Source organism: Streptomyces sp. bgisy130, assembly GCF_057708345.1.
Map to the genome: position 1 here is coordinate 56,162 of NZ_JBYISA010000026.1, position 19,830 is coordinate 75,991.

At 69.5% G+C, this 19,830-nt stretch carries 20 protein-coding genes and 1 riboswitch; of the genes, 9 read left to right on the top strand and 11 right to left on the bottom strand.

Annotation, left to right across the window (positions count from 1 at the left end):
* Window positions 1-32: 32 nt before the first annotated feature.
* Window positions 33-185: riboswitch (cobalamin riboswitch) on the bottom strand.
* Between the two features lie 128 nt (window positions 186-313).
* The gene (locus tag AC3EUV_RS27590) at window positions 314-901 is read left to right on the top strand and encodes a Uma2 family endonuclease (protein WP_435604132.1); all 588 of its coding nucleotides are present in this window, start codon (window positions 314-316) and stop codon (window positions 899-901) included.
* 76 nt (window positions 902-977) lie between these two features.
* On the opposite strand, the gene mctP is transcribed toward AC3EUV_RS27590, so the two are convergent.
* The 3 genes from mctP to AC3EUV_RS27605 all read right to left on the bottom strand — a co-directional run bounded on the left by mctP (window position 978) and on the right by AC3EUV_RS27605 (window position 3,868).
* Window positions 978-2,645: a monocarboxylate uptake permease MctP gene (mctP, locus tag AC3EUV_RS27595; RefSeq protein WP_435604133.1), complete on the bottom strand. Its 1,668-nt coding sequence runs from the start codon at window positions 2,643-2,645 to the stop codon at window positions 978-980.
* A complete protein-coding gene (locus tag AC3EUV_RS27600; protein ID WP_432144669.1) occupies window positions 2,642-2,902 on the bottom strand; it encodes a DUF3311 domain-containing protein in 261 nt (86 codons plus the stop codon). Before AC3EUV_RS27600 ends, mctP begins: the two co-directional genes overlap by 4 nt.
* A 207-nt stretch (window positions 2,903-3,109) precedes the next feature.
* Window positions 3,110-3,868, bottom strand: coding sequence for a GntR family transcriptional regulator (locus AC3EUV_RS27605; RefSeq protein ID WP_432144712.1), 759 nt, complete (start codon window positions 3,866-3,868; stop codon window positions 3,110-3,112).
* Between the two features lie 246 nt (window positions 3,869-4,114).
* On the opposite strand from AC3EUV_RS27605, the gene AC3EUV_RS27610 reads away from it, so the two are divergent.
* The 4 genes from AC3EUV_RS27610 to AC3EUV_RS27625 all read left to right on the top strand — a co-directional run bounded on the left by AC3EUV_RS27610 (window position 4,115) and on the right by AC3EUV_RS27625 (window position 8,887).
* Window positions 4,115-5,383, top strand: a complete 1,269-nt coding sequence (locus AC3EUV_RS27610; protein WP_435604134.1) for an extracellular solute-binding protein — start codon at window positions 4,115-4,117, stop codon at window positions 5,381-5,383.
* A gap of 125 nt (window positions 5,384-5,508) precedes the next feature.
* Window positions 5,509-6,501: a carbohydrate ABC transporter permease gene (locus AC3EUV_RS27615; protein WP_432144667.1), complete on the top strand. Its 993-nt coding sequence runs from the start codon at window positions 5,509-5,511 to the stop codon at window positions 6,499-6,501.
* On the top strand, window positions 6,498-7,328 hold the full coding sequence (locus tag AC3EUV_RS27620; protein WP_432144666.1) for a carbohydrate ABC transporter permease: 831 nt from the start codon (window positions 6,498-6,500) through the stop codon (window positions 7,326-7,328). The genes AC3EUV_RS27615 and AC3EUV_RS27620 overlap by 4 nt, the downstream gene beginning before the upstream one ends.
* An 8-nt stretch (window positions 7,329-7,336) precedes the next feature.
* Window positions 7,337-8,887: a glycoside hydrolase family 3 protein gene (locus AC3EUV_RS27625; protein ID WP_435604135.1), complete on the top strand. Its 1,551-nt coding sequence runs from the start codon at window positions 7,337-7,339 to the stop codon at window positions 8,885-8,887.
* A gap of 56 nt (window positions 8,888-8,943) precedes the next feature.
* Here the strand turns inward: AC3EUV_RS27625 and nagB are convergent, their stop codons facing one another.
* Window positions 8,944-9,726, bottom strand: a complete 783-nt coding sequence (gene nagB, locus AC3EUV_RS27630; protein WP_432144664.1) for a glucosamine-6-phosphate deaminase — start codon at window positions 9,724-9,726, stop codon at window positions 8,944-8,946.
* A 192-nt stretch (window positions 9,727-9,918) separates the two neighbouring features.
* Window positions 9,919-10,692: an SDR family oxidoreductase gene (locus AC3EUV_RS27635; protein WP_435604136.1), complete on the bottom strand. Its 774-nt coding sequence runs from the start codon at window positions 10,690-10,692 to the stop codon at window positions 9,919-9,921.
* Between the two features lie 161 nt (window positions 10,693-10,853).
* Between AC3EUV_RS27635 and AC3EUV_RS27640 the strand changes: the two genes are divergently transcribed.
* Both AC3EUV_RS27640 and AC3EUV_RS27645 read left to right on the top strand, forming a co-directional pair.
* Window positions 10,854-11,483, top strand: a complete 630-nt coding sequence (locus AC3EUV_RS27640) for a TetR/AcrR family transcriptional regulator (protein ID WP_435604137.1) — start codon at window positions 10,854-10,856, stop codon at window positions 11,481-11,483.
* Between the two features lie 327 nt (window positions 11,484-11,810).
* On the top strand, window positions 11,811-13,283 hold the full coding sequence (locus AC3EUV_RS27645; RefSeq protein ID WP_432144711.1) for a sensor histidine kinase: 1,473 nt from the start codon (window positions 11,811-11,813) through the stop codon (window positions 13,281-13,283).
* A 175-nt stretch (window positions 13,284-13,458) separates the two neighbouring features.
* Here the strand turns inward: AC3EUV_RS27645 and AC3EUV_RS27650 are convergent, their stop codons facing one another.
* Together AC3EUV_RS27650 and AC3EUV_RS27655 are read right to left on the bottom strand one after the other, a co-directional pair.
* Window positions 13,459-13,716, bottom strand: a complete 258-nt coding sequence (locus AC3EUV_RS27650; RefSeq protein ID WP_003983230.1) for a WhiB family transcriptional regulator — start codon at window positions 13,714-13,716, stop codon at window positions 13,459-13,461.
* Between the two features lie 320 nt (window positions 13,717-14,036).
* Window positions 14,037-15,020: a diacylglycerol/lipid kinase family protein gene (locus AC3EUV_RS27655; protein ID WP_432144661.1), complete on the bottom strand. Its 984-nt coding sequence runs from the start codon at window positions 15,018-15,020 to the stop codon at window positions 14,037-14,039.
* 96 nt (window positions 15,021-15,116) lie between these two features.
* Here AC3EUV_RS27655 and AC3EUV_RS27660 point away from each other — a divergent pair, with 96 nt between their 5' ends.
* Window positions 15,117-15,587, top strand: coding sequence for a hypothetical protein (locus tag AC3EUV_RS27660; protein ID WP_432144660.1), 471 nt, complete (start codon window positions 15,117-15,119; stop codon window positions 15,585-15,587).
* Window positions 15,588-15,677: 90 nt separating this feature from the next.
* Here the strand turns inward: AC3EUV_RS27660 and AC3EUV_RS27665 are convergent, their stop codons facing one another.
* The 4 genes from AC3EUV_RS27665 to AC3EUV_RS27680 all read right to left on the bottom strand — a co-directional run bounded on the left by AC3EUV_RS27665 (window position 15,678) and on the right by AC3EUV_RS27680 (window position 18,168).
* Window positions 15,678-16,637 carry an RNA polymerase sigma factor SigF gene (locus AC3EUV_RS27665; RefSeq protein WP_432144710.1) on the bottom strand — a complete coding sequence of 320 codons (960 nt, stop codon included), beginning with the start codon at window positions 16,635-16,637 and terminating at the stop codon, window positions 15,678-15,680.
* A 43-nt stretch (window positions 16,638-16,680) separates the two neighbouring features.
* Window positions 16,681-17,094, bottom strand: a complete 414-nt coding sequence (locus tag AC3EUV_RS27670) for an ATP-binding protein (RefSeq protein WP_042148531.1) — start codon at window positions 17,092-17,094, stop codon at window positions 16,681-16,683.
* Between the two features lie 292 nt (window positions 17,095-17,386).
* Entirely contained in the window at window positions 17,387-17,875 is a 489-nt protein-coding gene (locus tag AC3EUV_RS27675; protein WP_432144659.1) for a GNAT family N-acetyltransferase, read from the bottom strand.
* Between the two features lie 32 nt (window positions 17,876-17,907).
* On the bottom strand, window positions 17,908-18,168 hold the full coding sequence (locus tag AC3EUV_RS27680; protein WP_432144658.1) for a UBP-type zinc finger domain-containing protein: 261 nt from the start codon (window positions 18,166-18,168) through the stop codon (window positions 17,908-17,910).
* A gap of 58 nt (window positions 18,169-18,226) precedes the next feature.
* On the opposite strand from AC3EUV_RS27680, the gene AC3EUV_RS27685 reads away from it, so the two are divergent.
* Complete coding sequence (locus tag AC3EUV_RS27685; protein ID WP_432144657.1) at window positions 18,227-19,828, top strand: Na+/H+ antiporter; 1,602 nt, start codon at window positions 18,227-18,229, stop codon at window positions 19,826-19,828.
* Window positions 19,829-19,830: the final 2 nt, after the last annotated feature.

The window sequence follows — 19,830 nt, forward strand, 5'->3', positions numbered from 1 at the left end:
GGCCCGGACGTATCGACGACCGCACCCCTTGCGGTGCGGACGTACCGTCGGCAGGTCCTCGGACTACACGGGCACGCGCCCAGGGCCGGTATCCACCCGGCCGAGCGCGCTCCTACACCGTTGCGGGACAGTTCCGGATTCGCACCGGATTCCCCTGCGGCGACAGCGAGGACGAGCATACATGTGGGGGTGACCTCTCACGTGCACCCCCACATCTAGTGTGTCGTGAGTGATCACACAGTGTCTGTCAGTGGCCTCGGCTAGGGTCGGTGACAGTTCTTTGTTCCGTCCCGTGGAAGAAGGAGAAGGCCTCATGACCGCGCTCGCCGACCGGCCGCACATCATGGAGACCGAGCATTTCGAAGAGGCCGCCCGGATACTCGCCCGCTTGGAAGAAGGCGCGCGATTGGAACTCATCGACGGGAAGGTCAAGAGCAAGCCCATGCCGGACGGGGATCACGGTCGGATCATCGAGTGGCTGACACGCATCTGCATTCAGTCACGACCTGAGCTGTGGCTCTACCCGGATCAGGGACTCAAGGCGGAGGAGGACCGCAGTGGCCGGGCCCGGCCGGACGGGGCACTCTCCGTCAGTGGTGCCTTTGTCGGCCAGGGGGAATGGGTCGACCCTGAGCCGGTGTTGATGGTTGTCGAGGTCACGTCCTCCGACTCCGACACGCACCAGCGTGACCGTGTGGAAAAGCCCCGTGCGTACGCGGGAGCCGGTATCCCGCTCTATCTGCTCATCGACCGGCAGGAATGCCAGGTGTCGCTCTACAGCGAACCCGACGGCACCCGCTACGAGGACGTCCGCACCGTCCCGTACGGCAAGTCCCTCCACCTCCCCGACCCCGTAGGCATCACCCTCGAAACCGAGCAGCTGAAGAACTGGGTGAACTGAACGGCGAACGCCAACGGGCCGCCGCGCCCCGGAGGGAGCGCGACGGCCCGTTGCCGGAAGCCGGCCGGCCGGTGGCTCAGTGCCCTGCCGGTGCCTTTTCCGTGGCGGGCGGGAGATCGACGGCGACGCCCTCGTCGCCGGCGTCCGCCGTGTAGTCGGCGGGGCTGGTCTCGTCGATGCCTTCGGGGGCCTTGGCGGCCTTCAGGGCGAAGGTGAGGACGACCGTCACCACCACGTTCAGGACGAACGCGGTCAGACCGATGTAGCCGATCTCGCCGATGCCGGGGATCTCCGCGCTGGAGCCGCCGAAGTGCTTCTGGGTCGGGCTGGCGACGCCGTAGGCCGCGAGCGTGCCGTAGAGCATGCCGACCGCCCAGCCGGCCAGCAGCGCCCAGCGGTGGAACCAGCGGGTGAAGAGGCCGCCGACCAGGGACGGCATGGTCTGGAGGATCCAGATGCCGCCCAGCAGCTGGAAGTTGATGGCGACGGTCTTGTCCATGGTGAGGACGAAGACCAGCGCGCCGACCTTCACCAGCAGCGAGACCAGCTTGGCGACCTTGTGCTCCTGCTCGGGCGTGGCGCCCGGCTTGAGGAAGTCCTTGTAGACGTTGCGGGTGAAGAGGTTGGCCGCGGCGATCGACATGATGGCCGCGGGCACCAGCGCGCCGATGCCGATCGCGGCGAACGCCACACCGGAGAACCAGCTCGGGAACATGTCCTCGAACAGCTGCGGGATGGCTAGCTGCGGGTTGCCCTGGATGTCCGTGCCGGCCTTGATCGCCATGAAGCCGAGCAGCGCCAGCAGGCCCAGCATGAGGGAGTACAGCGGCAGGATGGTGGTGTTGCGGCGGATCACATTGCGGCTGCGCGAGGACAGCGTCGCGGTGATCGAGTGCGGGTACATGAAGAGCGCCAGCGCCGAGCCGAGCGCCAGGGTCGCGTATGCCCACTGGGCGTTGGGGCCGCTGATCAGCTCGCCGCGCGGTTTGCCGGGCACGGCACCGGGCTCGGCCAGCGCCTTGCCGGCCGAGTCGAAGATCGCGTCAAAGCCGCCGAGCTTGACCGGGATGTAGATGATCGCCACCGCGATGACGAGGTAGATCAGCCCGTCCTTGACGAACGCGATCAGCGCCGGCGCCCGCAGCCCCGAGGAGTAGGTGTACGCGGCCAGCACGGCGAACGCGATCAGCAGCGGCAGGTCCTTGACGAACCAGTTGGTGTGCTCGCCGCCGCCGATGCCCATCACGTCCAGGACGGCCTGGATGCCGACCAGTTGGAGGGCGATGTACGGCATCGTGGCCAGGATGCCGGTGAGCGCCACGGCCAGCGACAGGCCCTTGGAGCCGAAGCGGCCGCGGACGAAGTCGGAGGTGGTGACATAGCCGTGCTTGTGCGAGACCGACCACAGGCGGGGCAGGAAGGTGAAGATCAGCGGGTAGACCAGGATCGTGTACGGCACGGCGAAGAAGCCGGCCGCGCCCGCCGCGTAGATCGCCGCCGGGACGGCCACGAACGTGTAAGCCGTGTAGAGGTCCCCGCCCAGCAGGAACCACGTCACCCAGGTGCCGAAACTGCGGCCGCCCAGGCCCCATTCGTCGAGGTTGGCGGACTCCTCGGCCTTGCGCCAGCGGGCGGCCAGGAAGCCCATGACCGTCACGGCCAGGAAGAAGAAGATGAAGACGGCCAGGGCGACGCCGTTGACGCCCTGGGTCTGCGAAGCGGCGAGCGCGTGCGTGGGGGTCACTGGTCCGCACCGCCCTTGCGGGCGCGCTGCTCACGCTGAACGAGCTTGTAGGCGAGGGTGGTGAGCGCGGTCGAGATCAGCACCCACAGCATCTGGTACCAGTAGAAGAACGGGATCCCGATGATGGTCGGCTCGACCTTGGCGTACGAGCTCACCCACAGCATCGCCACGAAGGGAGCGATCAGGCAGAGCCCGGCCACCACACGCGTGGGTGTGACGACCTGTCTGCGAACCGGTGATGCGGCTGACTGGGTCATGACCGTGGCTCCGTCCCCTGGCTGTCTCCTGTGCGATCGGCTGGAAATCTATGGCAGGGCAGTGGCACGCGTCACTAGCTGTCCGCATATCGGTATCAAGAATCCACCCGGCTGCGACCTGCGCCGCCGGTCCTCCGAGGCGGATCCGGCGGCGGCAGGGCAGGGGAAATACGGGCGGAGCGCTTTGCGCCCGGTGCGGGGCCTGGGTCAGTCCGTGGGGCGCCGCAGCCGGGCGACGAACTTGTAGCGGTCGCCGCGGTAGACCGAGCGCACCCACTCCACCGGCTGCCCCTGCGCATCGAGCGAGTGCCGGGAGAGCATCAGCATCGGCAGTCCGACGTCCGTGCCCAGCAGGCCGGCCTCGCGCGGGGTGGCGAGGGAGGTCTCGATGGTCTCCTCGGCCTCCGCCAGCCGGACGTCATACACCTCGGCCAGCGCGGTGTACAGCGAGGTGTACTTGACGAGGTTCCGCCGCAGCGCGGGGAAGCGCTTCGCCGACAGATGGGTGGTCTCGATGGCCATCGGCTCACCGCTGGCCAGCCGCAGCCGTTCGATACGCAGCACCCGGCCGCCGGTGGCGATGTCCAGCAGTCCGGCGAGCCGGTCGTCCGCCGTGACATAGCCGATGTCCAGCAGCTGGGAGGTCGGCTCCAGGCCCTGGGCCCGCATGTCCTCCGTATAGGAGGTCAGTTGCAGGGCCTGGGAAACCTTGGGCTTGGCGACAAAGGTGCCCTTGCCCTGGATGCGCTCCAGCCGGCCCTCGACCACCAGCTCCTGAAGTGCCTGACGCACCGTCGTGCGCGAGGTGTCGAACTCCGCGGCGAGGGTCCGTTCGGGCGGGACCGGGGTGCCGGGCGGCAGGGTCTCGGTGATTTCCAGCAAGTGCCGCTTGAGCCGGTAGTACTTGGGCACCCGTGCGGTCCGCGTGCCGCCGCTCTCGGCACCGCTGCCCCCGTCCGTGTCCATGACCCGCCTCTCCGACTCCTGTCGTGCTGCCGTCACCGGCGCCTCCGTACGTAGCGGCTCACATCGTGGCACGGGTGGGTTTCCCGCGCCCCCTTACAGGCCCCCGGCCCGCCGGATGTCGGTCCGGTAACGGACCTGACAGCGACTCTTATACACCCTTGACACCCCTAAAGGTCTAGGCCAAGCTGCGGGGCACTGGTCTAAACCATTAAAGACCACACACCCGGCCTTTGGGGGGAGAGCGCAATGAAGCGTGGACTCATGGCGGCGACGGCGGTCGCGGGAATGCTGGTGGGTGTCACTGCCTGTGGGTCCGGCGGCGGCACGAAGACGGGTGCGGACGGCTTCAAGGGCCAGAAGCTGACCGTCTGGGTGATGAATGGTTCGAATCCGGCGCAGTGGACCGAGCAGGTCTCCGCGCAGTTCAAGAAGAAGACCGGCGCCACCGTCGAGTTCAAGGTCCAGCAGTGGAACGGCATTCAGCAGAAGCTGAGCACCGCCCTTTCCGAGGACACCCCGCCGGACGTCGTCGAAATCGGCAACACCCAGACCGCCGCCTATGCCAAGGCCGGTGCCCTGGCCGAACTCGGCGATCTGAAGAAGGAGATCGGCGCCGACTGGATCGACGCCTTCAACAAGGCGTCGATCGTGGACGGGAAGCAGTACGCACTCCCGTGGTTCGCCGGAAACCGGGTGGTGATGTACAACAAGAAGATCTGGGCCGAGGCCGGTCTGAAGGGTACTCCCAGGACCCGCAGCGAGCTCTTCAAAGCCTTTGACACCATCAAGAAGAAGACCGACGCCGAGCCGCTCTATCTCCCCGGCCAGAACTGGTACTTCTTCGACGGTCTGACCCTCGGCACCGGCGCCGACCTGGTGAAGCAGCAGGGCGGCAGATGGGTCTCCAACCTCGGCGATCCCAAGGTCGCCAAGGCCATGGACATCTATAAGCAGTACCAGGCATTCAGCACCGCCCCCAAGAACAAGGACGAGGCCACCCCGCAGCAGGCCGAGGTCTTCGCCAAGGGCCGCACCGGCGCCCTGATCGCCATGGGCTATGAAGCCGCCACCGCCGTCAAGGCCAATCCGGAGATGAAGAAGGACATCGGCTTCTTCACCATCCCCGGGGAGAGCGCGGACAAGCCGGAGGGCGTCTTCCTCGGCGGCTCCAATTTCGCCGTCGCCGGAATGGGGAAGAACCAGGAACTCGCCAAGGAATTCCTGAAGGTGGCCCTGTCGAAGCAGAACGACCGGCAGATGGTGAAGGAGTCCGGCTGGGCCCCGAAGTCCGCCGACCTGGCCGGCGCCGCACAGGAGAATCCGGCCGTGGCGGCCGCGGCGCCGGCGGCGGAGAAGTCCGGGGGCACCACCCCGCTGATTCCCCAGTGGGCCGCGGTGGAGAACATCCCGAACCCGATCAAGAGCTATATGACCGCCGTTCTGAGCGGTAAGTCACCGGCCGATGCCGCCAAGGACATCGAGCCCGAGATCAACGCACGGCTCGCCAAGCAGTAACGGACACCCGGGGGCGCGCCCATCAGACGCCGGGTGCCGGCCGGTCGTCCCCGGCCGTCCCCGGCCGGCACCCGGGCACCGCCGGCGCACCGAGTTCTGACGGCATACGAGGGGGAGCAGGGGCCATGGCAGTGCAGCTCGACGGCGCGGTGAAGCAGACCGCGCCGCGGACCGGCAAGGGCGGCGCACCGCCCACCCGGCGCGGCGGAGGCAGCCGGCGGGCCGGGCGCGGCGCCCCCTACCTCCTGCTGCTGCCGGCCCTGCTGGCGACCGCGGTCCTCCTGGGCTGGCCGATGGTCCGCAACCTCCTGCTCTCCTTCCAGAACCTCAATATGAAGGAGCTGATCCAGCACCTCACCGACTGGCGCGGAATCGGCAACTACCAGGAGATCCTGGGCAGTGAGCAGTTCTGGCGGGTCACCCTGCGCACCCTCGTCTTCACCGCGGTCAATGTCGCCCTGATCATGATCCTCGGCGTGCTGATCGGCCTGCTGCTGGCACGGCTCGGCACGAAGATGCGCCTGACGCTCTCCGTCGCGCTGGTGCTGGCCTGGGCGATGCCGACGATCGCCGCCACCACCGTCTTCCAGTGGCTCTTCGACTCCCGCTACGGCGTCGTCAACTGGCTGCTGGACAAGCTCGGCCGGCACGGCATGGCCCACTACGACTGGGTGGGCAGCCAGCTGTCGACGTTCTTCGTCATCACCGTACTGATCGTCTGGCATTCGCTGCCCTTCGTGGCCCTCAACCTCTACGCGGCCACCACGACCATCCCCAAAGAGCTCTACGAAGCGGCCCGGATGGACGGCGCCGGCAGCTGGCAGGTCTTCACCTCCGTCACCTTCCCCTTCCTCAAGCCGTTCTTCCTCGCGACGACGTTTCTGGAGATCATCTGGGTCTTCAAGGCGTTCCCGCAGATCTTCGCCATCAACGAGGGCGGCCCCGACCGGCTCACCGAAACGCTGCCGATCTACGCCTTCACCGAGGGCGTCGGCAATCTCCACTTCGGCATGGGCGCCGCGATCTCCCTGCTGACGATCGTGGTGCTGCTGGCCATGACCGCGTACTACCTGCGGCTGACGGTCACCCAGGAACAGCAGGAGGAGAACGCGTCGTGAAGCACTCCCTCGCCGGCCGTGTCTGGCCCAATGCCACGGCGGCCGTGCTCGCCCTCGGCTTCGTCTTCCCGGTCTACTGGATGTTCAACACGGCCTTCAAGCCGACCCGGGACATCATCACCGAGGACCCCGTGTGGTTCCCCCTGCACGGCACCCTCGAACACTTCGCGACGGCCGTGCACGCCCCGGACTTCTTGATCCTGGTGGGCAATTCGGTCCTGGTGACCGTCTTCGCCGTCGGCCTGTCGCTGGTGATCGCCCTCTGCGGGGCGTACGCCCTGACCCGGATGCGCTTCCGGGGCCGTAAGGGCATCCTGTTGACGTTCATGGTCGCCCAGATGGCTCCCTGGGAGGTCATGGTGATCTCCATCTACCTGATCGTCCGGGACGCCGACCTGCTCAACAGCCTGCTGCCGCTCACCTTCTTCTACATGCTGATGGTGCTGCCCTTCACCCTGCTGACGCTCCGGGGCTATGTCGCCGCGGTGCCCAAGGAGCTGGAGGAGTCCGCGATGGTCGACGGCTGCTCGCGCCGCCAGGCGTTCCTCAAGGTGGTCTTCCCCCTGCTGGCGCCCGGCCTGATGGCCACCTCGCTCTTCGGATTCATCACCGCCTGGAACGAATTCCCGCTGGTGCTGGTCCTCAACAAGGAACCGGCCATGGGCACCCTGCCGTTGTGGCTCTCGCAGTTCCAGACTCAGTTCGGGGACGACTGGGGTGCCACCATGGCCGCCGCCTCGATCTTCGCCGTACCGATCCTGGTCCTCTTCCTGTTCCTGCAACGCAAGGCGGTCGGCGGTCTCACCTCCGGCGCAGTGAAGGGATAACGCAGCTCATGACGCCTCTCGCACGCTCCGTACGCTCCGCCGACACCCTCACCCGCGATGCCCTCGCCGTCCTCCAGCCCGGCTTCACCGGCACCACCGCGCCCGACTGGCTGCTGCGGCGCCTCGGCGAGGGCCTGGTCTCGGTCGGTCTCTTCGGCCGCAATGTCGCCGACCCGGCCCAACTCGCCGCGCTCACCGGCCGGCTGCGCGCCGAACGCGAGGAACTGATCGTCGCCATCGACGAGGAGGGCGGCGATGTCACCCGCCTCGAGGTACGCGGCGGCTCCTCCTTCCCCGGCAACCATGCGCTCGGCGCCGTCGACGACACCGGGCTGACCCGCGCGGTCGCCCGCGAACTCGGCCGACGACTGGCCGACTGCGGTATCAACCTCAACTGGGCCCCCTCCGCGGACGTCAACTCCAACCCCGCCAACCCGGTCATCGGTGTCCGCTCCTTCGGCGCCGATCCGCAGCTGGTCGCCCGGCACACCGCCGCCTACGTCGAGGGCCTCCAGTCCGCCGGTGTCGCCGCCTGCACCAAGCACTTCCCCGGCCACGGCGACACCGCCGTCGACTCGCACCACGATCTGCCCCGTATCGCCGCCGGTCTGCCCACCCTCCAGGAACGCGAACTGGTGCCGTTCCGCGCCGCCGTCGCCGCCGGCACCCGGGCCGTGATGAGCGCCCACATCCTGCTGCCCGCGCTGGACGCCGAGCACCCGGCCACGCTCAGCCCGGCCGCGCTGCACGGTCTGCTGCGGGCCCCCGAAGCCGAGGGCGGCCTCGGCTTCGACGGGCTGATCGTCACCGACGGGATGGAGATGCAGGCCATCTCCGCCACCTACGGCATCGAACGCGGCAGCGTGCTCGCCCTCGCGGCCGGCGCCGACGCCATCTGTGTGGGCGGCGGGCTGGCGGACGAGGACATCGTGCTGCGGCTGCGGGACGCCCTGGTGCGGGCGGTGCGCGCGGGCGAACTGCCGGAGCAGCGGCTCGCCGACGCCGCGGCACGGGTGCGCGCCCTGGCCGGCCGGATCCGGAGCACGGGCGTGGGGGAGGGGGCCGCACCCGCCCCCGGCATCGGCCTCACCGCCGCCCGGCGCGCCCTGCGCGTCACCACCGCCGGCCCGTACCGACCCCTGGCCGAGCCCGTCTACGTCGCCGCCTTCACCCCCCTCGCCAACATCGCCGTGGGCGACGAGACCCCCTGGGGAGTCGCCGCCGAACTGGCCCGTCTCCTCCCGGGCACCGAGACCGCCACCTGCACCGGCGAGGCCGCCGCCGCGGCCGGTACCGCCGCCCTGGTCGACGGCCTGCTCACGGCGGCCGCCGGCCGCCGCCTCGTCGCCGTGGTCCGCGACGTCCACCGCCACCCCTGGATGGCCGACGCGCTCCACACCCTCCTCGCCGCCCGCCCCGACACCGCGGTCATCGAAATGGGCGTCCCCCAGGCCCCGCCCCAGGGCGCCCTTCACGTCGCCACCCACGGCGCCGCCCGCGTCTGCGCCCGGGCCGCGGCCGAGGCCCTCACGGGCCGGAGGCCGTCGCCCGACGAGTGATCAGGAGCGGTCGGCCCCTTGGGGCACGGCGCAGCCCCTGCTCCCCCTGGCAGTGCCTACAGGCCCTGCCACTCCGGCTTCGCCGCATATGTGGCACGGAAGTAGTCTGCGAGCTTCAGCTTGGCGGCCGCGGCCTCGTCCACGACGACCGTCGCATGTGGGTGGAGCTGAAGCGCCGAGGCCGGGACCAGCGCGGCGACCGGTCCCTCGACGGCATGGGCCACCGCGTCGGCCTTGCCCTCGCCGGTGGCGAGCAGCACCAGATGGCGGGCCTCCAGGATGGTGCCGATGCCCTGGGTGATGACGTGGTGCGGCACCTCGTCGAGGCTGTCGAAGAACCGGGCGTTGTCCTCCCGGGTCTGCCGGGTCAGCGTCTTGATGCGGGTACGCGAAGCGAGCGAGGAACAGGGCTCGTTGAAGCCGATGTGCCCGTCCGTGCCGATACCGAGCAGCTGGAGGTCCACGCCACCCGCCTCGCGCAGCGCACGGTCGTACGCCTCGCAGGCGGCCTGCACATCCTCCGCCGCGCCATCGGGGCCCATGAAGGACTCCTCGGCGAGACCGAGCGGTTCGACCACCTCGCGCAGGACCACCGAATGGTAGGACTCGGGGTGCCCGGCCGGCAGTCCGACGTACTCGTCGAGCTGGCAGATGCGCGCCCGCGAGGCGTCCACCGCGCCGGCCCGGACCTTCGCCGCCAGCGCCTCGTAGATGGGCAGCGGGGTGGAGCCGGTGGCCACACCCAGCAGGGCGTCGGGCTTACGGCGCACCAGGGTGGCGATGGCCTCCGCGATCAGCTCGCCGCCCGCCACGGCATCCGGAACGATGACAACTTCCACGCTTGGCCTGCCGTTCTGGAGAATGATCCATGTGGTATAGACCAATCTAGCAGAGGGCGGCCCCCGGAACGCCTCGGCGCATCCGAACGGCCGGTCAAGTTTTCCGGCGTCCGGCACGCCTCCGGCCGGCAGTCCGCACCGGCGGCCCGCACCGCCCAACGGCACCCCGTCGGACCGCCGGACGGCACTCCGTCAGAGCAGCGCGCCACCTGTCGCGTCGATCCACTGCCCCGTCACCCAGCGGCTGTCGTCCGAGGCGAGGAAGGCCACGATGTCGCCGATGTCGGTGGCGTCCGCGACCCGGCCCAGCGGGGATATCCCGCTCACCTGCTGCCGCGCCGCGGCATTGGCCTCGCCTCGCAGCCACGCGGCATTCATGTCGGTGTTCACCGGGCCGGGCGCGACCGCGTTGACCGTGATCCCGTGCGGGCCCAGGTCCTTGGCGAGGGTCGAGGTGAAGACGTCGATCGCGCCCTTGGTCATGGCGTACGCGATCAACTCGGGCTTGGCCGCGCCCCGCGTCAGACCGGTCGAGGTGTTGATGATCCGCCCGCCGTCCCGCAGCCGGGGCAGTGCCTGCTGGGTGATGAAGAACGGCGCCGTGGTGTTGACCGCGAAGAGGGCGTCGAAGTCCTCCCTCGTCACCGCGTCGATCCGCTTCAGGGTGCCGTCGACGGCCTTGTTGATCCCGGCGTTGTTGACCAGAATGTCCAGCCCCTCGGCCTGCGCGTCGAACGCGCCCCACAGCGCTTCGGCGTCCCCCGGTACCCCCAGCTCGGCCCGCAGTGCGAAGGCCCGGCCCCCGGTGGCCTCGATCGCCGAGACCGTCTCCTTGGCCGCGGTCTCGTCCCGGCCGTAATGCACGCCGACCCGCGCGCCCTCCCTGGCCAGCCGTTCCGCGATGGCCCGGCCGATCCCCCTGCTGCCGCCTGTCACCAGTGCCGTCTTGCCGCTGAGCGCACTCATCGCGGTGCCCCTCCCGATCCCTGTGCGGATGTCCCCGGACGTCTGCAGAGGCACGCCGACGTGCACCGACGCACGCGCCCCCGCGCCGAGCGTTTTCTATATCGCTCGTTACAGAAAAACCGTAGCACGCGATCCGTACCGACCGCTATAAAATTCTTCCCATGGCGACCAAGGAGACGAAACGGCGCGGGCGGCCCCGGTCCTTCGACCGCGAGACGGCCCTGGAGCAGGCGGTCCGGTCCTTCTGGGAGCGGGGCTACGAGGCCACCTCGATCTCCGACCTCACCCGCGCCATGGGCATCAGCGCCCCCAGCCTCTACGCCGCCTTCGGCGACAAGCGGGCCCTGTTCGACGAGGTCGTGGCCGAGTACGGGCGGCTCTACGGAGGCTTCCTCTCCCGCGCCGTGGCCGAGGAGCCGACCGCCCGCCGGGGCGTCGAACGGGCCCTGCGGGAGGCCGCGGCCGAATACACCCTCCCCGGCCGCCCCCGCGGCTGCCTGGTCATCAGCGCCGCCCTGAACATCTCGCCCGCATCGGCCGAAGTCGCCGACTCCCTGCGGGAGATGAGGCTGTCGAACGTCCGGGAGATCGCGGGCGCCATCCGCGCGGACATCGCCTCCGGCGAGCTGCCTCCCGATACGGACGCCGGCGCGCTGGCCGCCTATGCCGGCGCCGTCATCCAGGGCATGTCCCAGCAGGCGCGCGACGGCGCGGAGCGGACGGAGCTGGAGGCGATCGCCGAGCTGGCGCTCAAGGCATGGCCACGGAAGACGGGCGGAGCGGTCTGCTGAAGACCCCCGGAAGCACCCGCGGGCCGCGGCGCCGGGACAGGACCCTCAACCTGTCCGGCACCGCAGCCCGGAGCTGACATCGGCCGGCCCCGCCTAGCGGGCGGGCGGCGCCCCCGTGTGCGGTAGGGGTGCATCCCGTCCTGGGACCGGTCGATCGGAGGCCTCGGCGCAGTCAGGGCAGAGAGCGCCTTCGGCCTCGTTCCGCTCTCCTGTGCGGGGAGGGCGGAGGTCTTTGCTGAATTCTGGACTAGACCATTCTCACTTGTCCATGCCCGTGCAGAGACAACACATACACCGTACGCCGGTAGGCTCCAAGACGTGCCCTCCATGAACGATCTCGTACGCCAGCACACCGCTCTGAGCGACACCGACCTCGAGTGGCTCCATCTGCTGGTCTCGGAGTGGCAGCTGCTCTCCGACCTCTCCTTCGCCGATCTTGTGTTGTGGGTGCCCACTCTCGACGGCACCCGCTATGTATCGGTGGCCCAGATGCGGCCCAATACGGGTCCCACCTCCTACCAGGACGACATGGTCGGCCATCTCGTTCCCCGGGGCCGCCGCCCGATGCTGGACTCCGCCCTGGACGAGGGCCGCATCGTGCGCGAGGGCGACCCGGAGTGGCGGGAGGAGGTGCCGGTGCGGGTCGAGTCCATCCCGGTGCGCCGCGAGGGCCGGGTGCTCGGGGTGATCGCCCGCAACACCAATCTGCTGACCGTACGCACGCCCAGCCGGCTGGAGCTCACCTACCTCCAGAGCGCCTCCGACCTCGCCCAGATGATCGCTGCCGGAACGTTTCCCTTCCCCGGCCAGCAGGTCGACATGGATGCCTCGCCGCGTGCCGGCGACGGACTGATCCGGCTCGACGCGGACGGCATCGTCCAGTACGCCAGCCCCAACGCCCTCTCCGCCTATCACCGGCTCGGTCTCGCCGCCGACCTGGTGGGCCACCACCTCGGCCAGGCCACCGCCGAACTGGCGCCCGCCCGCGGCCCGGTGGACGAGGCGCTGGTCAAGCTCGCCAGCGGCTGGGCCCCCCGGGAGTTCGAGGTCGAGGGCAACGACGGTGTGATCCAGTTGCGCGCGATCCCGCTCAAGCCCAAGGGGACGCACATCGGTTCCCTGGTCCTGCTGCGAGATGTGACCGAACTGAGACGTCGCGAGCGCGAGCTGATCACCAAGGACGCCACCATCCGGGAGATCCACCACCGGGTGAAGAACAATCTCCAGACGGTCGCCGCGCTGCTGCGCCTACAGTCCCGCCGGATGGATTCCGAACAGGGCCGCGAGGCGCTCAACGAGGCCGTACGCAGGGTCGGTTCGATCGCGATCGTGCACGAGACGCTGTCCCAGACCCTCGACGAACGGGTCGAGTTCGACGAGATCGCGGACCGGGTGCTGGCCATGGTCGCGGAGATCTCCCCGGGCAAGGTGACCACCCGCCGCACCGGACGCTTCGGCATCCTGGACGCCGAGGTGGCCACCCCGCTGTCGATGGTGCTCACCGAAGTGCTCCAGAACGCCCTGGAGCACGCCTTCGACCAGGTGGAGCGGGGTGTGGTCGAGGTTGGCGCGGTGCGCGGCGGCAGCCGTACCGAGCCGCGGCTGCTGGTCACCGTCCAGGACAACGGCCGCGGTCTGCCCGAGGGTTTCGATCCGCATCGCGCCGGAAACCTGGGGCTCCAGATCGTCCGGACCCTGGTGGAGGGGGAGTTGGGCGGAAAGTTCGACATGGTGCGGGCGCCCGAGCGCGGTACGCAGGTCATCCTCGACGTCCCGGTGCGCGCCGACAAGCAGCACTGAGGCCCGGGGCCGGCGTCGGCGACCGCGCCCGCCACGGCCCTGAACAGCAGGAAGCCCCGGACCATGCGGTCCGGGGCTCAAAGCTGTGTCGATGCGATAACGACCGGGCCTTTCAGCGCCGGGGGTGCATCGGGTGTACTGCGCGCTGCGGCTCGGGGGCCACGGGGCTGCTGGCTCAGGCGCTGGCGTTGCGCGCCCGGTTGCGAGCTGCACGGCGCTTCATCGCGCGGCGCTCGTCCTCGCTCAGACCACCCCAGACGCCGGAGTCCTGGCCGGACTCGAGCGCCCACTGCAGGCACTGCTCCATGACGGGGCAGCGGCGGCAGACGGCCTTGGCTTCCTCGATCTGCAGCAGCGCAGGACCGGTGTTGCCGATGGGGAAGAAGAGCTCGGGGTCTTCCTCGCGGCAAACGGCGCGGTGACGCCAGTCCATGGCTGCTCCATCTCCTCGTGTGACGGGATCGTTGCTTGTGAATGTGAACGCTTTCACGAATCCCTCCACAAGGGAAGGGCCGAAATCCAGTCGTGAACTGGCGCGGTCCTGTGGAATGAGGAGGAGGATTCGGGCTCTCAAGGGGGCCGGTAGAGCGGCCGTCCCGATCGCCATGAAGAGACTCGCAAACCTCGGCGACGGATACAACCCCTTCCGGAAACTTTTTTTTGAATCCTTGGTGTCGCCTAGCTCACAGCCGTCATTCCAGGGGGTGGAAACCAGTCTAAACGTTCGAGTGAAAGGACTTTGGGCCCTACTGCTCACACAATCACACGCAGTGCACGGCGTACGCCTGTGAACGTCACACTCGTACGCAGCCCCAGGTGGTCACCGTCCATCTGGAAGGGCAGTGGAACCTGCGAATGCAAGGTGAAGTTCGTGAGGTCGTGAAGTGAGAGGGCGTGTTTGCCGTGGGGCCCGCGCTCGGGCGTCGACGTCAGCAGCTGGGTCGCATGGCGGGCCGCCGCGGACGGGGAGAGCTTGCTCAGTGCGAACAGATCCAGGGCCGTGTCGAACGAGGCGTCCGGGGATGGATAGATCGGCCGGTTGCCCAGGTAGGTCCACGGGGCGGTGTTGCAGATTATGGCCAGCGCCAGATTCTCGACGGTCTCCGCACCGCCCTCGGTCCCGCCCGGACGTTCGAGGGTGAGGACGCCCTGCCGGCGGTTCGCCTCGCCCAGGAACTGCCGTACGACCTGTCGCACATACAGGGCGTGGGTCGAACGCTTGCCGCGTTCGCGCTGCTGCTCGACCCGGCCGACGACGCCGGCGTCGAAACCGAAGCCCGCGCAGAAGGTGAACCAGCGCTCCGGTACGCCCTCGTCCTCGCTGCCCGGGGTGCCCGCGGCCAGCCCGAGGCCGATCGTCCGCTCGCTGCCGTCGCGCAGCGCGTCCAGCAGGGCGCCGGTGGCCTCCACGACGTCATTGGGGAGGCCGAGCGCGCGGGCGAAGACATTGGTGGAGCCGCCGGGGACGACCGCCAGCCGGGGGTGCGAGTCGGGGTCGGGGCCGTTGGCCAGCAGACCGTTGACGACCTCGTTGACCGTGCCGTCGCCGCCGAGTGCCACCACCAGGTCGGTCTCGCCGCCCTCGGTGGCCTGCTGGGCGAGATCACGGGCGTGCCCGCGGTACTGCGTCTGTGCGACCTCCAGCTTGAGGTCGCTGGCGAGTGCGTGGGTGAGCACTTCACGGGTGCGGGCACTGGTGGTGGTTGCTGCGGGATTGACCACGAGAAGTGCGCGCATATGCAGCAGCGTACCTAGCTGCGGGTTCCGGTCTTGCGCCCCGTCCGGCTCCGGGGCGTCCCCGGAGGCCCGGACGGCCGGCGCTACCCTGCTGGGGTGAGCAGTCAGCAGAAGCAGTCCGCGTCCCGAGCCGCCGGCGCCCCCGCGGCGACCGCGTCCACCGCGCCGACCGGCCCGCGACCTGCCCGGCTGAGCGCCGCGGCGGCGCTCACCGCGGTCGAGGGGCTCGCCCTGGCCGCCCTCGGCGGCTACATGCTGATCATGGGTCTGGCCGGTTCGCCGGACAGTCCGCAGCAGGCGGAGATGGGCGGGCTCACCGTCCTCGCGCTCGCCGTGCTGCCGCTGGTGGCCGCCCGGGGGCTGTGGCTGCGCCGCCGCTGGAGCCGGGGCCCCTCGCTGATCACCCAGATCGTGGCGCTGCCGGTGGCCTGGACGCTGGTCAACGGCGGCGGTGCGCTGATCGCGGCCGGCATCGGACTGGCCGTGGCCGCGCTCGTCGTCCTCGTGCTGCTGGTCAATCCGACGGCCACCGAGGCGCTGGGTATCGGGCCGCGCGAGACGCCCTGAGGAGACTGCGGGGCGCTCGCCCCGGTATACGCCTGGAACGCACGGTGGGCGGGGCCTTCGAAGGCCCCGCCCACCGTATGTGTGCGCCGTTCACTCCTCGACGAGGAGCTTGTCGCGCAGCTGGGCCAGGGTGCGGGCCAGCAGGCGGGAGACATGCATCTGGGAGATGCCGACCTCCTGGGCGATCTGCGACTGGGTCATGTTGCCGAAGAAGCGCAGCAGCAGGATCTTCTTCTCCCGCGGCGGGAGATCCTCCAGCAGCGGCTTGAGGGACTCGCGGTACTCCACGCCCTCCAGCGCCTCGTCCTCGGCGCCGAGGGTGTCGGCGACCGCCGGGGACTCGTCGTCCGTGTCCGGAACGTCCAGGGAGAGGGTGCTGTAGGCGTTGGCGGACTCCAGGCCCTCCAGGACCTCCTCCTCGGAGATCGCCAGATGCTCGGCCAGCTCATGGACCGTGGGCGCCCGGCCGTGCCGCTGGGACAGCTCGGCGGTCGCGGTGGTCAGTGACAGCCGCAGCTCCTGAAGGCGACGCGGGACGCGGACCGCCCAGCCCTTGTCGCGGAAGTGCCGCTTGATCTCGCCGACGACGGTGGGGGTGGCGTACGTGGAGAACTCCACGCCGCGCTCCGGGTCGAAGCGGTCGACGGACTTGATCAGGCCGATGGTGGCGACCTGGGTCAGATCGTCCAGCGGCTCGCCACGGTTACGGAACCGCCGGGCCAGATGCTCGACGAGCGGGAGGTGCATACGGACGAGTTTGTTGCGCAGCTCCGCACGCTCCGGGGAGCCGTCGGGCAGCTTGCGCAGCTCATAGAACATCGCCCGGGCGCCGCTGCGGTCCTGCGGCTCCTGGGAATGCTGTTGATCCTGGCGCTTGTCGTCGGGGGCCGGCGCGTCGTGCTGCTGCGCCTGCTGCCCCGGCTGCTCGCTCTGCTCCATGTGGTCCGCCCGCTCTGCCTGCTCCGCCGCGTCCAACCGGCCGCCGTGGTCGTCTACGCCCACCGGATGCGGCCGGGCCTGCTGCTCGGGGATGGTCGCACCGGTCGCCACCCTCCCGCCGCGTTCGAGATCTTTCACGGGGCCCCCTGTTCGGTCATGACGGTCCGGGACCGGCGCCGCGCTCCTTGTACAGACTGATGGTGACCGTTTGGTCCTCGGAGACGGTGGAATCGACCTTGCCGGCGAGCGCGGAGAGCACCGTCCAGGCGAAGGTGTCGCGCTCCGGGGCGCGGCCGTCGGTCGTCGGGGCCGACACGGTGACCTGAAGTGCGTCATCGATGAGGCGGAAGACGCAGCTCAGCACACTGCCGGGGACGGCCTGTTGCAGGAGGATCGCGCAGGCCTCGTCGACCGCGATACGCAGATCCTCGATCTCGTCGAGGGTGAAGTCCAAGCGGGCTGCGAGCCCGGCCGTGGCCGTACGCAGCACGGACAGGTAGGCACCCGCAGCGGGCAGACGGACTTCCACGAAGTCCTGAGTCCCGGGCTCGCCTGCGATCTGGGACACCCTCACCTCCAAGGTGGCACAAGCTGGTTGAGCTGGAATGCGCGATATTCGCGTTGTTCGGGATATTCGCGCCGAACTTTTCTCCCCTCGGACGAAAGGAGAACGATTCGGCGCGACACATGGTTCGGCTGTGACGCTATCGCGATCTGTGGGCCGGTGTCGCCCGGAAGGAGCACCACTGCCGTCCGCGCGGCGATCCGGCCCCGGGTCGCCCGGCACCCTCACTGTCACTGATTGTAAAGCCACGGGTACGGACAGTGGCTAGGGGTGTGCACTGTCAAATCGATACCGATTACGCTCCGTTGACACGTGAAGCCTCCGCAAGGTTGTGCAGTGCCTTTCCAGTGAGCCGGAAGACCGTCCATTCGTCCATGGGCTGCGCGCCGACAGACCGGTAAAAACCGATGGACGGTTCATTCCAATCCAGGACTGGCCACTCGAAACGCTCATAGCCGCGGGCCACGCAGATCTTCGCGAGGGCCGCGAGCAGGGCCTTGCCGTGGCCGCCGCCGCGCGCTTCGGGGCGGACGTACAGGTCCTCCAGATAGACACCGTGCGTGCCCGTCCAGGTCGAGAAGTTCCGGAACCACAGGGCAAAGCCCACCGGGGCGTCGCCGTCCTCCGCGATCAGCGCGAAGGCGGCCGGCTGCGGGCCGAAGAGGGCCTCTTTGAGCTGCGGCTCGGTGGCCCGTGCGGCCTCGGGGACACGCTCGTACGCCGCCAGCTCGCCGATCATGGCCAGGATGACGGGGACATCGCCGGGTGACGCTTCGCGGATCATAGGTGAAGGCTAAACGGACTCCGGTGAATGCTTCACACCAGTTTCTGGTCGGTGAAGCACCAGCGCCAGGAGTCGCCCGGCTCGAACGTCCGCATCACGGGATGGCCGGTCTCCTCGAAGTGCCGGGTCGCGTGCCGGAACGGCGAGGAGTCGCAGCAGCCGATATGGCCGCAGGCCAGGCACAGCCGCAGTTGTACGGGGTGGCTTCCGGCGGCCAGGCACTCCAGGCAGGTGGCGCTCTGCGGTGCCGGCTCGGGGCGCGGCAATTCGGCAACGTGCGTGCACTCGCTCATGATGGCCAGGTTAGATCGCCGGGATGCCCGGTGAAGCGTACGGGGACGGGACGGGCCGATGGCTGTCATGCCGCTGTTTTTGCTGGTCGCGGGGAGCGCGGCGGTGGCCGGGCTGGCGCGCCGTACGCCGGTCCCCGCGCCGCTGCTCCTGGTCACCGCCGGGCTCGCGGCCTCCTACGTCCCCGGCATCCCCGACTACACCCTCGATCCGCACATCGTGCTGCCGCTGGTGCTGCCCCCGCTGCTGCACACCGCCGCGCTGGACAGCTCGTATCTGGGGCTGCGGGCCAATCTGCGGCCGGTGGCGCTGCTGTCGGTGGGCTATGTGCTGTTCGCGACGTTCGTGGTCGGCTATGCGGCCTATCTCGTCATCCCGGGGCTGCCGTTGACCGCCGCCCTCGTCCTGGGGGCCGTCGTCGCCCCGCCGGACGCCGTCGCGGCCACCGCCATCGCCCGCAGACTCGGGCTGCCGCACCGGATCACCACGATCCTTCAGGGCGAATCGCTGTTCAACGACGCCACCGCGATCACCGCGTACAAGGTCCTGGTGGCCGTGGCGCTCGGGGCGGGTGCCTCCTGGGGCGACGGGATCAAGCAGTTCGCCATCGCGTCCGTAGGAGGCATCGGTGTCGGCCTCCTCCTGATGGTGCCGCTGCACTGGCTGCGCGTCCGGCTGCGGGAGTCGGCGCTGCTGGAGAACACCCTCTCGCTGCTCATCCCCTTCGTCGCCTACGCGGCCGCCGAGCAGCTGCACGCCTCCGGGGTACTTGCCGTCGTCGTGGTCGCTCTCTACCTGGGGCACCGCTCCTGGCAGGTCGACTTCGAGACCCGGCTCCAGGAGGATGCCGTCTGGAAAATGGTCTCGTTCATCCTGGAGTCCGTGGTCTTCGCGCTGATCGGGCTCCAGCTGCCGGTCGTGGTGCGCGGGCTGGGGGAGTTCAGCGGGGCGCAGGCCCTCGGGTACGCGGCCGTGCTGTTCGTCGTCGTGGTCCTGTCGCGGTTCGTGTGGGTCTTTCCCGCGACGTTTCTGCCGCGCCTGCTGTCGGCCCGGATCCGCACCCGCGAGCCGGAGGTGACCTGGACCGCGCCGGTCATCGTCGGCTGGGCCGGGATGCGCGGGGTGGTGTCGCTGGCCATCGCGTTCTCCATCCCGGCCGCCCTGCACGGCGGGGCGGCCTTCCCGGCGCGCAACCTCGTGCTCTTCCTGACCTTCACCACCGTCATCGCGACCCTCGTCGTCCAGGGGCTGACGCTGCCGCCGCTGATCCGTGCGCTGAAGCTGCCCGGCCCGGACGCCCAGGCCGAGACGCTCGCCGAGGCACAGGCCCAGGACGGGGCCTCGCGGGCCGCCGAGGAGCACCTGGAAGAACTCCTCCAGGACCCGCGCAACGCCCTGCCGGGGCCCCTCGTCGACCGGTTGCGCAGTGTTTTGGAGCGCCGCCGCAACTCCGTGTGGGAGCGGCTCGGCGCGGCCAACGAGGTCACCGGGGAGTCCGCCGACGAGACCTACCGGCGGCTGGCCCGGGAGATGATCGAGGCCGAGCGCGGGGTGTTCGTCCGGCTGCGGGACGACGGACGGATCGACGACGAGATGCTGCGGACGCTGCTGCGCAGACTGGACCTGGAGGAGGCCACGGCCTATCGGGAGGGGGCCTCTTAGGG